Here is a 13,942-nt window from a genome sequence, read left to right as displayed (position 1 = left end):
CGGTACCGTCGGACGTTGCCGCTGAATAGTTACGTTTGTTGAAACGAAAAAAGCCGCTCGGAAGGAGCGGCTTTTTTTCGTCGAGGCAAGTGCGGCCTCACCAGGGCGGCAGGCGGGTTCAGCGGGAGCGCGCCGGGTGGGATTTTCCAGGGCCTGGGGGGACGGTCCGGATAATTTCCGCCCGCTTGAGTCTTTTTTCCTTCTTTTCTTTGACGACGGGGGCGGGCGGGGGCGGAGCGGTTGCAAGTTCAAGTGCGGCTACGGCATCGACCCGCCCAAATCCGTAGAAAGAATCGCGACCGGCTTCCCCCAAAGACACGGCGGTCTGCTGCAAGCGCAGGCGCACGTCGTCCGCCAGGCGTCCATCGTTGTTGGCATCCTCGATGCCGGCGGCGAGAATCAGCGCGGCGACACCGGTGACATGCGGCGCGGCCTGCGAGGTGCCGATGTGGGAGAGGTATTCATTGCCGCGCGCGGTGGACACGACATCAACACCGGGGGCCGCCAGTTCGATGCGGGGATCGATGGCGGAGATAGCGGCGAGCTGATCGTCGCCGGAGGTGGCGTTGACCGCAATGACCGAATCGTAGGCGGCGGGATACAGGGCGGCGGAGCCATTGGTGTTTCCGGCGGCGGCAACCAGCAGGATTCCGGCGGCAAAGGCGCGATCACAAGCGTCGCGGACGGCGGGGGAGTCTAAATCGAAGGCGAGGCTCAGGTTGATGATGTCCATCTGGTTGTCTATGGCCCAGTCGATACCCGCAATCAGCCACTCCAGTGTACCGAACCCCGCGCCGTCCAGCACCTTGACGCCATAGAGACGCGCACGCGGCGCGACCCCCACCACTCCGATGCCGTTGAGCTCTGCGGCGATAATGCCGGCGGTATGGGTGCCGTGACTGCTGGAGCTATCATCCATGGGGTCGGCATCGTCGAACACGAAATTGTAGCCGCCGGCATAGCGAAACATCAGGTCCGGATGCGTGTAGTCGATGCCGGTATCGAGAACCGCAATACGCACGCCCTGGCCGAAATAGCCCTTCTCATGCACACTCATGCCGCCGATGTGGGTAACTCCCCAGCTGTTGGAATACTCGGCTCCCAGGGTCGGATCGATGGCCTGCACCCAACGGTTTTCTTCGATATAGGCGACCCCTGGGTTGCGGCCCAACGCCTCGGCCTCGGCTTCATCAAGGGCCAGGGTGAGGATAGGCAGCCTGCGCATGCTGCGGTTGCTGCGGCGATCCTTGCCGAGTGCTTTGCCTTGTTCAGCGGCCAGGGCAGGGCTGTGAAAGCCGACCAGATATTCCTTTGTCTGCGTGGCTTGGGTCTGAGCGGCAGGAAAAAAAACGAGCAAGCCCAGGACAAAAAGTGCCAAGGGAAAAATTTTCATGTTGGGTGAGACTCCCGTAAGGGGTTAAAGCTTCCAGGGTGGTCCGGCAAGAAAAACGGGGGGACGCTTTAACGTCCCCCCATGGCTCATATCAGAATAATTTTGAACATTTAAGGTTCTGAGGTGCGGCTAACGCCTTAGCGCCCTCTTCTGCTGCTGTTGGACTTTTCGTCGGCCTTGCTGCGGCCGCGGTTTTTGTCTGCGGGAGGCTCGACAACGGGAGGCTCCTCGACAACGGGAGGAGCAGCTTCGCCGGTCAGCTGTGTGGACACGGCAAAGGTGGAGAGAACTTCAACCGTCTGACCTGCCTGAGCGTTGGCGGCGGAAACGACGATGCGGTCCTCGTTCCAGGAAAGCACCTGAGCTTTGGCGCCTGCGACTTCGACGCCCAGGTTGCGGACGTTCTGCGGGGGCTCAATGCCGAAGCCCTGACCGGCAATGACGATGTCGCCGTTGTTTTGAATGTCGGCGCTGTCAATGGCCACCAGGGGCTTGATGACCAGAATCTCGGGCCTGGAAACCTTGTCGGCCTTCTGGGCCACCACGCGATAGGTGGCGGCGGGCAGATAGGCAGGAACGGTCACTTCGATGCTGGTGGGCGAAACGGACTTGGGCGCCAGCTCATAGGTAGTGCCGGATTTGTCCGTAAGGACCACTGTCGCGACGTATTCATTGCCCGCAAAAGTGCGGCTGATGAAGCCGAAACCGCTCAGTTCAACATCGACTTCCGTGCCCTCGATGATGACATAGCTGGTCATGCTGTTGATCTGCGGTACGGTATTGCCGATGTCCGCGGCGGAGGCGCCGAAAGCGGAAGAGGCGTGGCAACCCATGCAGTCGAGGTTGTTGCCGATATGGCCGTACCAGGGATCCATCTGGCCGGGCATGATGCCGTCGCCGGTATTGTCATACTGAATGTTGTGCAGCGAGGGGATGCCGTGGCAGTTCTGGCAGGTCCGGATGCTCATGGCATTGATCGGGAAAGGCGAGCCGCCGGGGTGGCACCAGGAGCATTTGGCGTCCGCATTGTCACCCATAAAGCCGGGAAGATGATGCGTGTCGGCGTTGTTGTAGACCATGACGCCGCTCATCGGGTCGATGGCAAATCCGCGATTCAACCCCGTCGCCTGCTGCGGGCTGGGTGCGTGGCAGAAGGTGCAGTTGCCCGCCGAGGCCGAGTCGCCGTTTTTGCGGCTCGGCCAAGGGGTGATCAGGCTGGGATTGTAGGTGGGCAGCCACACGGGAACTTCGACGCCGTTGCGGACTTCGCGGTTTTCCGGAAGCAGGCCGTTGTCGACCACCGCGCCGTGGCAAATGCGGCAGTCGCCGATCTGGGCAGCGCTGGTCAGGTGGTGAGGCGAGGCGTCGGTATGGCAGGTGGAGCAATTGCGGAATTCGTCGAATTCAAATTCGTTGCCGGGATCCGTGCCGGTCATCGTCAGTCCGTGACAGCTGAAGCACATGTAGGAGGTGCCGAATTCCGGATGGGGCACGACGCTGTTGGGCGGGATCGCCGTACCGATCAGCAGGTGGTGGCGATCCGGCAGATAGGTCGTGTCGACCGGTACGCCTTCAGGCGGCGTGGCGCCGTGGCAGGCGCGGCAGTCGGCTTCTGAAACATTGGCGAAGACGGTGTCGGGAAAGCCGACGAATTGGTTGGCCGGCGGAGGCGGTACCGCTGCCTGGGTGGTGGCGACCAGGCTGAAGGCCAGGACGGCGGCAAAAGCCAGAACTTTAGTAATGTTTTTTTTCATACCCTTTACTCCCTTGTGTCCTTGTTCAGAGACATTCATTGATGAGACGGTACAGCAGCAAAGATAGACCAATGACAGTTACAACTTAAAAATGGCAGTGACACTGATTGCAGAAATGGGTTTTCGGGTGTGGTCGAACTGCTTGGGTTCACCTCCTTTGTGTAATTTTGCCCTGAAAGATCAATTGTCCGAATCGCCGGTTATGAAACGGAACCAAAAAAAAACAGCCGGGTTGCCCCTTTCTGCTGAAGGGCAACCCGGCTGTCTGCAAGAGACCCGTGGCTTTCCGTCCCCGCCTCGCGACGGGTTTGGCTTTGTCCGACTGTGGTCGAGCAAGACGGATAGGCTGAAGTATCGTCCGTAATGCTCAGTTTGTCAATACACTCACTAGACTTTTGAGCCGGCTCAGCGTGTGCCGCGCATGGGCGTGGTGGCGCGCTGCGGCAGATAAATTTCGATCTCGGCCCGCTCACGGAGCAGGGCAAATTCCTGGGCGAGCAATTCTTCGCGCAACTGCTTTTGCAAAAACGTCCGGTAGAAATCGCGCATGTCTTCGTAAGACGGCGCGCCGCCGGGATTTTTGTCAAGAACCTGGAGAACGTGAAAACCAAAGCGGGTCTGAACAACGCGGCTCAGGTCACCGACGGGCAGGGAAAATCCGGCATCGATGAATTCCGGCGGCATGCTTCCTCGCTCGACATGGCCAAGATGGCCACCCTCGGCGGCGCTCGCACACTCAGAAAGATCCTGTGCGACCTTGGAAAAGTCCTCACCCTGATTCAAGCGATCCAGCGCTTCCTGCATGCGCCCTCGGGCTTTTGCCGTATCTTCGTCCGGCCCATCGGGATCTGCTTTGATCAGGATGTGGCGGACCTCGATGGATGGCTGCTGGGTGAAGTCCTGCTTGTTCTGTTCGAAAAAGGCGCGGATTCGCTCTTCGGGCACCTCGGGATCATCAAGGCCCCGGCTGAGGTAGTAAGCGTTGACTTGAACCTGGCGATGAGCCGCCGCATGCATTTGCTCTTCACTCAGATTCGCGGTCAGGTTGTTGGCGCGATAGTGGTCGACATAGGCCGCGATCTGTTCCTGAGCATCCGGAATCTCGATTTCGCTTCCTGCCTGGTAAAGCAACTCAACATCAATCAGTTGATTCAAGGCCCTCATATGCATGTCGTGCAGCAGGGCTTCTCCCCTGGCCTGCTCGGCGATGCGCGGATTGCGCTGCAACTGGCTCTCAACCAGAGGGGTTACCTGGTCCATGTAAATGGGGGCGCCATTGACGCGCGCGGCAACTTCGCGGGTGTCGTCGGCGGCCTTTGCAGCGGTCGCCACGAGAATGCAGGCCAGCGCCGCCACTAGTAGGGGGGCGAAAAAGGTCGCGAGGCTGCCGGTCTGTGCGTGATGGGTGTTTTGCTGAGTCATGATTTGAGTCAAACCTTTTGCCGTGTGTTGGAAGTCCGCAGGGCATACGCTGTCGGTTATGAACTTAATGTGCCAGACAAAAAACCGCAAGATGGCCGAGGAAGTTTTCGCCATGCTGCCGACGGCTTCGGTAAGTGGTCAAGCTCAAGGGGCGTGCTGGTGTTCCCCGTGGTCGATTTTCTAAGTGTTCGGGCCTGTTAATCTTTTTCTTTTCTTGCCCGTTTGTTTTTCTGAGAGATGAAAGCGTTTTCAATAAAGAAGCGGGGCGAAATTTAATGTTAAAAAGGGGCAACGGTTTTGTGGCCACTCTGTGCTCGGGTTGTCGGCCGAGTCGATCCGCCAAAGGACCGGCCACGTGTCGGCAAATGGCGGTGAATGGCTATTTGTCGCGCTCAAGTCTATGGCAGAACAGGCAGCGGTATTTGGGCGGATGCCCTTCGGGCAGCGGCATCATGTCCTGGTTGTGGCAGTCTTCACAGAACCTCTCAGCCGATTTTTTGCCTTCATCGCGCGCCAGGTCGTAATACTGCCGGTGAGTGTCGTCGTATGGGACCGGGTTGGTGGTTGCAGGCGGGGCGGACAGAAGAAAGACAACGATTGCCGCGCCGATTGTTACCAGGAGGATGTCGCGTTTTTTGAGTTTCATTATGTGTTCCTTTCAAAGTGCGAGGCGGTGTGGTCGGTTGTGTCGTTCAACTTGAGGTCGAGGCGAGGATCGCGCAGCCGATGGCGCCGTTGTGCTGCGGGTGTGGCGGCATCAGCAGGCGGGCCGCGACGGCCTGTTGCAGAAGTTGCCGAAATGCCTGGTTGCGCGCCACGCCCCCGGTGACCAACAGTACGTCCTGGGGAAAGCGGCGCAGCATGGGCATTACCCGCTTGACCAGGGTTGCGTTGATGCCGGCACACAGGTGCGGCAGGGGGTGCCCTTCGACAATTTTGCCGATCAGTTCGCTTTCGCCAAAAATACCGCAGGTGGCATCGAGAGCTACTGGATTATCGGCATAGCGGGCCAGTTCGTCAAGGTCGATGTCGAGTACCTGGGCCATGTTTTCAAGATAGCGGCCGGAACTGGCGGCGCATTTGTCGTTCATCAGAAAGTCCTGAAGAATGCCCTCTTCCACCCGCGCCACCTTGGTGTCCTGGCCGCCCAGGTCGATGAGGGTGAACGTATCACAACCGGTCTGGAAGCGCGCGCCGGCGACATGCGCCTGGATTTCGGGGATGACGCGGGCGCCCTGAAGGTTGATGGTGTTGCGGCCGTAGCCCGTGGCCACCATCGCCGCGGGCGCATCGCCGTCCTGGAACAATTCCAGCGCGGCAAAGTCGATGGTCAGGTGCCCCTTGTGCAGGCCGCCGTAGCTCTTGTAGAAGGGGATGGTGTCAAAGTCGCGCAGCCACAGGATTTCGCCTGCCCGCAGAGCGGCGATTTTGACCTTGCGGCTGCCCAGGTCGATTCCGAGTGTCGTCATGGTTTGCGGGCCTTGAGCATTTCGAGAAATCCTTCAATGCGGATGCGGCTGCGGGCGTCGAGGGGGCCGGGCCGGTCGCCTTCAAGGGTGAGCACCGGCACTTTCAGGCGTTTGCGCACAATGAGATCCTCGATCTGGCGGAAGCAAAAAGATTGAACGTAGTGGATGATCCCGTCAACCCGGCGTAAAGCGATCTGTTCTTCGATATCGTCGAGGCGGGCGAAGATGTCATAGGGATAGGTGTAGCGCCGGTATTGCTCTTCGATGTCGGCACAAAGATAGGGCATGGAGAACTGGCGTTGGGTTTCATTGAAGACCACGCGCGCCCCCATCTCTTCCAGGCGCGGATAGAGGTCGGTAACGATGGGCGGAACGCCCATATAGGCCAAGCGAATCTTTTCGGCGAAAGGAGGGCGCAGGCGGACCTTGCCCAGAAAAGAGTCGATCTCCTGCTCGAAGCCGCAGATGTCGCCCTTCATGTCGGATGTGCAGACCTGAAACAGGTGATTCTCCTCGCCGCTCACTCGGTTTTCCTGCCACGTCAGGCGGTCGATTTCGTGGACTTTGCGGCGCAGTTGGTCAAGGCGGCTGCGGGCTGCTTCGATCTGCTCCTTGTCCACGCCGAAGTGCCGTGCCAGCTTGCTGATCTCCAGTGCCAACGTCTCTCGCGAGCGGTCATATGGGTAGGCGAAGGGGATGGTCCTTACCCCTTGCAGGGTCAGAACTTCCATCAGCGCCTGGGTGTTGGAGCAGTCGCCTTCGGTCACGGCGATGACTTCGGAGATGCCATGACGCAGCACTGTGCCGTAGAGTCCTTTGATCCAGCCGCAGATGTTGCGTGGGAAGCCGGCGACCTCGGCGTCTTCGATGAGCGCCTGAGGGTCGGGATCGGTAATGAAGAGATTGTTGAGGTCAGCGGAGCGACGTCCGGCGGCGACCAGAATCTCCAGGGGAATTGTTGTGGTAAATCCAATCATTGGGCTTCTGCGAAAAAGAGTGGGTAAACGATCCTGGTCCAGCGGACAGCTTTCAGTCGGAGCGAATAAATACCAGGTAGAGAACCACGCCCACCAAGACCACGCCGCCACCGACAAAGACCAGCAGTCCTTCGTTGGATCCGCCCTCCAGGGAGGTGCCGCGCTCCAGGGTATAGGAAGTCAGCCAGGCGAATCCCGCAGCGCCAAGAATTATTGCCAGCAGCATGCGCCGGCGCAGGAAGAAGGCTGTCAGTGCCAGCGCCAGGACCGAGCCGAGGAACCAGGGGGTGGCAATGAGTTCGCCGAGATTCCACTGGCGCAGAGTGTCAAGGATGCGGTCGGTTCGCAGGTGACGGAAAAACTCTGTTATGCCTGACCAGTCCATGTCGAGCCTTTGCGGGTTAACGAGGTCTGCCGTGGAGCCAAATTCTGACTATAGCAGTTTTCCATTTTGGGAGGAAGTCAAAAACCGCCATTTCTCTTGACTTTGTCGGGTCGCTTTTCTACCATTCCCTGGCTTGAATCCTTGGAAAATAATTGGTTTTTTCGGGGGTGCGTCACAGGGGCTCGGGCATTTCCGGAGAGGATGGACACGGCAGTGGTTTCCGAACGTGCGATAGGCGTTTTCGACTCCGGCGTCGGGGGGTTGACGGTACTAAAAGAGCTGTCCCGCCTGCTGCCTGATGAAGAGTTGATCTATTTGGGCGACACCGCGCGGGTTCCTTACGGGACGAAGAGTGGTTCAACCGTTACTCGCTATGCCCAGGAGGCGGCGGGTTTTCTCACCGCCCTTGGCGTCAAGGTGCTGGTGGTCGCCTGCAACACCGCCTCGGCGGTGGCGCTGCCGGTGCTGGAAGAGCGTTTTCAGATCCCCGTCTTCGGTGTTATCCAGCCAGGCGCCGCGCGTGCGGTTCAGTTGACGCACAGTCGGCGCGTGGGCGTGATCGGCACCGAAGGCACCATCAAGAGCAGCGCATATACCCGGGCTATCCAGGCCCTTGATTCGCGAATTCAGGTGAGTACGACGGCCTGTCCCCTGTTTGTGCCCCTGGCGGAGGAGGGCTGGTCTGAGCATCCCATTGCCCGTCTGGTTGCACAGGAGTACCTGACGGGCCTGGCCGCCGAAAAAATCGATGCGCTGGTGCTGGGTTGTACGCACTATCCCCTGCTTAAACTTATTCTCGGAGATTTTTTCGGCCCCGAGGTGGCACTGGTCGACTCGGCGGAAGAAACGGCCGCGACTGTGGCCCGGGCACTGGCCGAGCAAGATCTGTTGCGACGCTCGCCGCCCGGTCCACACCGTTTTTTCGTGACCGACGTACCGGAGCGTTTCGAGCGCGTCGGCGGCACTTTTTGGGGCGCACCTCTGGGGGGTGTCAAGCAGGTCGAAATCGGTTAGCGGCGCCGGTATCGCTTGCGGCCAATAACTCGCCCGCGGCTCAGACATTCACGGCGGTACTCAACCGCCACGTCCCGCGGCGCGATTGGGCGTAACACAATTAATAGAGGAAAAGGCAAGGGGTACGCCATGATCTTTGATCGCACCGGTAAATGGATTGCCGGGCTGGTTGTTTTACTGCTGGTGGTTGGCGCGCTGGCGTTTTGGGCAGGCAAGGCGGGCTGGTTCGCGCCCGCGCAAAAGGGTGTCGAGACCCCTGCCGAGGCACCGGCAATGCGTGAAATTATTCTCTATTTTGCCGACCTTCAGGGTGAGTTCCTGGTGGCCGAGCAGCGCGAGATGCCGGACTGTCCCGATAACGAGAAGTGCGTTCATGCGGTGATTGAAGCCTTGATCAAGGGCCCGCGCGCCGATCTGATACCGGTGCTGCCGCCGCAAACCCGTGTCCTGGGCGTGGCTTTTGATGAGGAGACGGTAACCGTCGACTTCACCCGCGACCTGGTAACGCGCCATCCCGGCGGAAGCATCTCGGAACTGCTGACCGTTTACGGCCTGGCCAACACCTTGGCGGTCAATTTTCCGCATCTGCGCCAGGTGCGTATTCTCGTTGCCGGTCAGGCGGTGGAGTCGCTTAAGGGTCATGTCGATCTGCGCGCGCCGGTGCCGGCTGATTTTCGTTACGGCCGTCCGCCCCTGGGCGTTGGCGGCAGTGATGATCTTTCCACATCGCCTGCCCAAGGGGGAATCCAATGAGTCGTTTTCTTCAGGCCCTAAAAGAGCGTGTGCTGGTTCTTGACGGCGCCATGGGCACCATGCTGCAGGAGCGGGGACTGGCGCCCGGAGGCTGTCCCGAGGAGATGAATCTCGCCGCGCCCGACGTGGTGGCCGCCGTACATCGCGAATATGCCCAGGCCGGTGCCGACATTATCGTGACCAACACTTTCGGCGGCAACCGCGTCAAGCTCGGGCATTACGGCTTGGAGCACAGGGTTCGCGAGATCAACGCGCGGGCGGTCGAACTGGCGCGGTCCGCGGCCGGTGAAGGCTTTGTCTCCCTGTCTCTGGGGCCGACGGGGCGTTTTCTGGAGCCGGTGGGCGATGCCGGGTTCGATGAAATGGTGGAGGTTTTCGGTGAGCAGGTGCGGGCTGCGGTCGATGCCGGCGCCGATCTGCTGAGCTGTGAAACTTTCCTCGATATTCGTGAATTGCGCGCCGCGGTGGTTGCCTGTCGTGAATTTTCCGAACTGCCGATCATTGCACAAATGACTTTCGACGACGGTGGTCGCACCGTTCTTGGTACGCCGCCGGAGGCCGCGGCTGTGACTCTCGAAGGCCTCGGCGTGGATGTAATCGGCTCCAATTGCGGGCTGGGGCCTGAAGGGATTGTCGCTCTGCTGGAAAAAATGCGCGCGGTCTGCCATCTTCCGCTCATTTCCCAGGCCAATGCCGGCCTGCCCCAGCTGGTCGATGGCCAGACCGTTTTTCCCGGAACGCCTGAGGATATGACAGCTTTTCACGGTCGCATGATTGCGCTGGGAGTGCGCGTCATCGGCGGCTGCTGCGGTACAACGCCCACCCATATCCATGCCATGCGTGCCGCCCTCCAGGGGCGCGATCAATCCTGGACGCCACCGCCGCGTCGCTTATTTCTTTCCAGCCGCGGCGCGGTCGTGCCGGTCGGCGGTACGGCCCCCTGCGCGGTGATCGGCGAACGCATCAATCCTACGGGGAAAAAAGCCTATTCCGCTGAGCTGCGCGAGGGCAAGACCGGCTACATCCGCCGCGAGGCCCAGGAGCAGACGGCGGCCGGGGCGGCGCTGCTCGACATCAACTGCGGCGCGCCGGGAGTGGACGAGCCGGCAGCCCTGGAGCGAGCGGTGTTCGCGGTCGCCGGCGTGGCGGCCGCGCCCCTGGTTCTTGATTCCTCCGACCCTTTGGCTTTGGAGCGGGCGCTCAAGGCGGTGGATGGCAAGGTGCTCATCAATTCGGTGTCGGGCGAAGAAAAAAGCCTGCGGGCTGTTTTGCCCCTGGCCCGCAAGTACGGAGCGGCGGTCATCGGTCTGGCCCTGGACGCGGAAGGAATCCCGGCCACCGCCGAAGGTCGCGTCGCCATTGCCCGCAAGATTCTGCAGGCCGCGCAGCAGGCTGGATTGCCGGCCTGTGATGTGGTGATAGACGGGCTGGTGTTGACCGTGTCCGCCGAGCAGAAGGGGGCGCCGGAAACTCTGCGTACCCTGCGCCAGGTGAAGTCCGAACTGGGTTTGGCGACGGTGCTGGGGGTCAGCAATATCTCCTACGGACTGCCCAGCCGGATCATTCTTTCCTCGGCGTTTTTTGCCATGGCTCTTGAGGCCGGACTGGATCTCGCCATCATCAATCCCAAAGAAGAGCGAATGATGGACAGCTTTCGCGCCGCCATGGTGTTGTTGGGTCGGGACGTGCGGGCCGAGGAATTCATCGCCCATTACAGCGGTGTGACCGCGCCCCTGGCCGTGCCCTTGGCCGAGGGGGGCGCGGGGATTCGAGATCGCTTGGCCACGGCGATTATCGAAGGCGATCGCGAAGGTGTCGCGGCCCTGGTGGACCAGGCATTTGCCGAGGGACTCGAGGCCATGACCATCAGCAACGAGGGGTTGCTGCCCGGACTCGAAGAGATCGGGCGGCGCTTCGGTGCCAAGCAGATCTTTCTGCCCCAGGTCATGTTGTCCGCAGAAACCATGCATGCCGCCTTCGCCCGCATCAAGGAGCGCATGCCGGGCGAGATGGGTCCGCGCCTGGGACGCATCCTTATGGCGACCGTGGAAGGCGATATCCATGACATCGGAAAGAATATCGTCTGCACCCTGCTGGAAAATCACGGCTTCGAAGTCATCGACCTGGGCAAGAATGTGCCCGCCGAGCGCATTGTTTCCGTTGCACGTGAGCGCCAGGTAGATGCCGTCGGACTCTCGGCGCTCATGACCACCACCCTGGCGCAGATGGAGCATACCCTCCAGCGTTTGCGCGACGAAGGGATCAAGGCCTTTACCCTGGTCGGCGGCGCGGTCGTCACGGAAGAATATGCCGCGCGCATCGGCGCCGACCTTTATGGCGGCGACGCCATGGCCGCCGTGGAGAAAATAAAGAGGCTCCTTATTAAATAATTTTGTTAAATGGCGGAAACAGGGTTGCGCCATTTCGCGGAGTGTGTTATCAAGGGATTGATTTTCCACTGGTTTCATGAGAGTTGCGATGGTCGTTGGGTTCAATCACAATGTTCGCTATGAGGGCGAACTCTATCATGTCCAGACCGAAGATGGCGGACAGAAGAACCCGTTTATCATAACTCTGCTCTATCGCGGCGGCACCATCATCGCCAGCAAAAAGACATCTTACGCCGACATCATCAAAGCCGATCGTTTGGCCTCCGTTGTCGAAGACCTCATGAAGGAGCAGCACAAAACCATGTTGCGCCGGCTTAAGGATGGGGGCTTCGACGCACTGATCGCGGCGCGGATTCCCGGCGCCGCTTGCGACTCCCCGGCAGGTGCGGATCAACCTCGGGTTGCGCCGCCGGCCCCGGATGCGCAACCCACCAGTCTTGATGATCTTATTTTTTCCTATCTTACTGACAAGGACCTCTAGACCATTTGGGCCCGTATCTGTTCCGGCCCGGCGCCCTCAAAGGAGATCGATCTACCATGCTCGACGAATTGCAGCTGCAGGAACTTGGCGAACAGGCCCGCCAATTGCGGGTCGATGTACTCAAGATGCTCAACGCGGCCCGCTCGGGTCATACCGGTGGCAGTCTTTCGGCCATTGATGCCTTGACGGTGCTGTTTTTTCACCAGATGCGTCACGACCCCAGCAATCCGCACTGGGTCGACCGTGACCGTTTCGTCCTTTCCAAGGGGCATGCGGCGCCGGCCCTTTATGCGTGCCTGGCTCAGGCCGGTTATTTTCCGGCTGAGGATCTCAAAACCCTGCGGCGCCTCGGCAGTCACTTGCAGGGCCATCCCGACATGCGAAAAACCCCCGGAGTTGAAGTCTGCACCGGTTCTTTGGGGCAGGGCCTGTCCCAGGCGGTGGGCATGGCCCTGGCGGCGCGTCTGCAGGGGCGCAAGAGCCGTACCTATTGCCTGCTCGGCGACGGCGAGGTGCAGGAAGGCCAGATCTGGGAAGCGGCCATGGCCGCCGCCCATTACGGCGTTGACAACCTGTGCGCGCTGCTTGATTGGAATGGTTTGCAGATCGACGGCGAAGTCGACAAAGTCATGCGCGTGGCGCCCCTGGGTCCAAAGTTTCTGGCTTTCGGTTGGCACGTTCTGGAAGTCGATGGTCACGACCTTGATGCCATTGCCCGCGCCCTAGCCGATGCCGCCGACTGCAGCGGCCGCCCGACCCTGATTATCGCGCGCACGGTCAAGGGCAAAGGTGTGCCTTTCTTCGAGCACAAGGCCAGCTACCACGGCGTGCCGCCCAGCGACGAGGAACTTGAGCGCGCCCTGGAGCACCTGGGCCACGCCTGAGCCATGATCAGGCCGGCCCGCGGACCTCATTTTTTAAGCTCTTGCATAAAGGAACTCGCAGCCCATGATTGCAACGCGTGACGCTTACGGCCGGACCCTGGTGGAACTCGGCCGCGAAAACTCTTCCATCGTCGTGCTCGATGCCGACCTGTCCGGCTCGACCAAGACCGCCCAGTTCGCCAAAGAATTCCCCGAGCGCTTTTTCAACGCCGGCATCGCCGAGGCCAACATGGTGGGGATGGCGGCCGGCTTGGCGGCCGGTGGTCAGATCCCTTTCGCTTCAACCTTTGCCGTATTTGCCTCCGGGCGCGCATTTGAGCAGATTCGCCAATCCCTGGCTTATCCGCGCCTGAATGTCAAGGTGGTCGCTACCCACGGCGGCATCACTGTCGGTGAAGACGGCGGTTCTCACCAATCCGTGGAAGATCTGGCCATCATGCGGGCGCTGCCCAACATGGTGGTGCTCTGCCCCGCCGACGGGCCGGAAACCGCTGCCGCGGTGCGGGCTGTCGCCGCTTATGACGGACCTGTTTACATGCGTCTGGGGCGCTCCAAGGTGCCGCAGGTGTTTCCCGAGAATACCGAGTTTTCCATAGGCAAGGGGCGTCTGCTGCGCCCAGGCAAGGATCTGACCTTTGTCACCACCGGCCTGATGACGGCACAGGCGCTGGCGGCGGCGGAGATTCTCGCCGCAGGCGGCATCGATGCGCGCGTCGTGCACATGGGATCCATCAAACCTCTGGATGTCGATCTGCTTTTGCAGGCGGCGCGTGAAACCGGTGCGCTGGTGACAGCCGAGGAGCACTCCGTTATCGGCGGTCTGGGCGGCGCGGTGTGTGAAGTGGTGGCCGAGGGTTATCCGGTGCCGGTGGAACGAATCGGGCTGCGCGATGTCTTCGGACAATCAGGCACCGCCGAGGAGTTGCTGGCTTATTACGGATTGACGGCGGCCGAACTGGTCGAGGCGGCCGAGAGGGTTATTCAGAAAAAGCGCATCCGTTAGGTGGGGTGGAAAGGTTT

13 protein-coding genes and 1 riboswitch are annotated in these 13,942 nt (G+C 60.4%); of the genes, 6 read left to right on the top strand and 7 right to left on the bottom strand.

Translation table 11 applies throughout. The features are described 5' to 3' along the window. Positions 1 to 118: 118 nt before the first annotated feature. From GFER_RS11920 to GFER_RS11890, 7 genes are all read right to left on the bottom strand, one after another. Entirely contained in the window at positions 119 to 1,393 is a 1,275-nt protein-coding gene (locus GFER_RS11920; protein ID WP_052446340.1) for a S8 family peptidase, read from the bottom strand. Positions 1,394 to 1,530: 137 nt separating this feature from the next. Further along, positions 1,531 to 3,147, bottom strand: coding sequence for a hypothetical protein (locus GFER_RS11915; protein WP_040099883.1), 1,617 nt, complete (start codon positions 3,145 to 3,147; stop codon positions 1,531 to 1,533). 248 nt (positions 3,148 to 3,395) lie between these two features. Continuing rightward, a riboswitch (cyclic di-GMP riboswitch) is annotated at positions 3,396 to 3,470 on the bottom strand. A gap of 82 nt (positions 3,471 to 3,552) precedes the next feature. Continuing rightward, positions 3,553 to 4,569: a peptidylprolyl isomerase gene (locus GFER_RS11910; protein ID WP_040099882.1), complete on the bottom strand. Its 1,017-nt coding sequence runs from the start codon at positions 4,567 to 4,569 to the stop codon at positions 3,553 to 3,555. A gap of 379 nt (positions 4,570 to 4,948) precedes the next feature. After that, positions 4,949 to 5,215 carry a cytochrome c gene (locus tag GFER_RS11905; RefSeq protein WP_040099881.1) on the bottom strand — a complete coding sequence of 89 codons (267 nt, stop codon included), beginning with the start codon at positions 5,213 to 5,215 and terminating at the stop codon, positions 4,949 to 4,951. Between the two features lie 46 nt (positions 5,216 to 5,261). After that, positions 5,262 to 6,038 (bottom strand): acyl-CoA dehydratase activase, encoded by a 777-nt coding sequence (locus GFER_RS11900; RefSeq protein ID WP_040099880.1) that lies wholly within the window; start codon positions 6,036 to 6,038, stop codon positions 5,262 to 5,264. Further along, positions 6,035 to 7,015, bottom strand: coding sequence for a 2-hydroxyacyl-CoA dehydratase family protein (locus GFER_RS11895; RefSeq protein WP_040099879.1), 981 nt, complete (start codon positions 7,013 to 7,015; stop codon positions 6,035 to 6,037). Before GFER_RS11895 ends, GFER_RS11900 begins: the two co-directional genes overlap by 4 nt. 52 nt (positions 7,016 to 7,067) lie before the next feature. Continuing rightward, the gene (locus GFER_RS11890) at positions 7,068 to 7,400 is read right to left on the bottom strand and encodes a hypothetical protein (RefSeq protein WP_040099878.1); all 333 of its coding nucleotides are present in this window, start codon (positions 7,398 to 7,400) and stop codon (positions 7,068 to 7,070) included. A gap of 213 nt (positions 7,401 to 7,613) precedes the next feature. Between GFER_RS11890 and murI the strand changes: the two genes are divergently transcribed. The 6 genes from murI to GFER_RS11860 all read left to right on the top strand — a co-directional run bounded on the left by murI (position 7,614) and on the right by GFER_RS11860 (position 13,925). Next, positions 7,614 to 8,414: a glutamate racemase gene (murI, locus tag GFER_RS11885; protein WP_235264088.1), complete on the top strand. Its 801-nt coding sequence runs from the start codon at positions 7,614 to 7,616 to the stop codon at positions 8,412 to 8,414. 129 nt (positions 8,415 to 8,543) lie between these two features. After that, the gene (locus GFER_RS11880; RefSeq protein ID WP_052446339.1) at positions 8,544 to 9,167 is read left to right on the top strand and encodes a GerMN domain-containing protein; all 624 of its coding nucleotides are present in this window, start codon (positions 8,544 to 8,546) and stop codon (positions 9,165 to 9,167) included. After that, entirely contained in the window at positions 9,164 to 11,557 is a 2,394-nt protein-coding gene (locus GFER_RS11875) for a homocysteine S-methyltransferase family protein (RefSeq protein WP_040099876.1), read from the top strand. Before GFER_RS11880 ends, GFER_RS11875 begins: the two co-directional genes overlap by 4 nt. Positions 11,558 to 11,645: 88 nt before the next feature. Beyond that, positions 11,646 to 12,038 (top strand): hypothetical protein, encoded by a 393-nt coding sequence (locus tag GFER_RS11870; protein ID WP_040099875.1) that lies wholly within the window; start codon positions 11,646 to 11,648, stop codon positions 12,036 to 12,038. A 56-nt stretch (positions 12,039 to 12,094) separates the two neighbouring features. Beyond that, complete coding sequence (locus GFER_RS11865) at positions 12,095 to 12,922, top strand: transketolase (RefSeq protein WP_040099874.1); 828 nt, start codon at positions 12,095 to 12,097, stop codon at positions 12,920 to 12,922. Between the two features lie 64 nt (positions 12,923 to 12,986). Beyond that, a complete protein-coding gene (locus tag GFER_RS11860; protein ID WP_040099873.1) occupies positions 12,987 to 13,925 on the top strand; it encodes a transketolase family protein in 939 nt (312 codons plus the stop codon). Positions 13,926 to 13,942: the final 17 nt, after the last annotated feature.

Origin of the sequence: Geoalkalibacter ferrihydriticus DSM 17813 (assembly GCF_000820505.1) — a bacterium.
In the GTDB taxonomy this organism is placed as follows: domain Bacteria; phylum Desulfobacterota; class Desulfuromonadia; order Desulfuromonadales; family Geoalkalibacteraceae; genus Geoalkalibacter; species Geoalkalibacter ferrihydriticus.
Note: the sequence above shows the minus strand (reverse complement) of the source record. Positions and strands in the feature narration are given on the sequence as shown.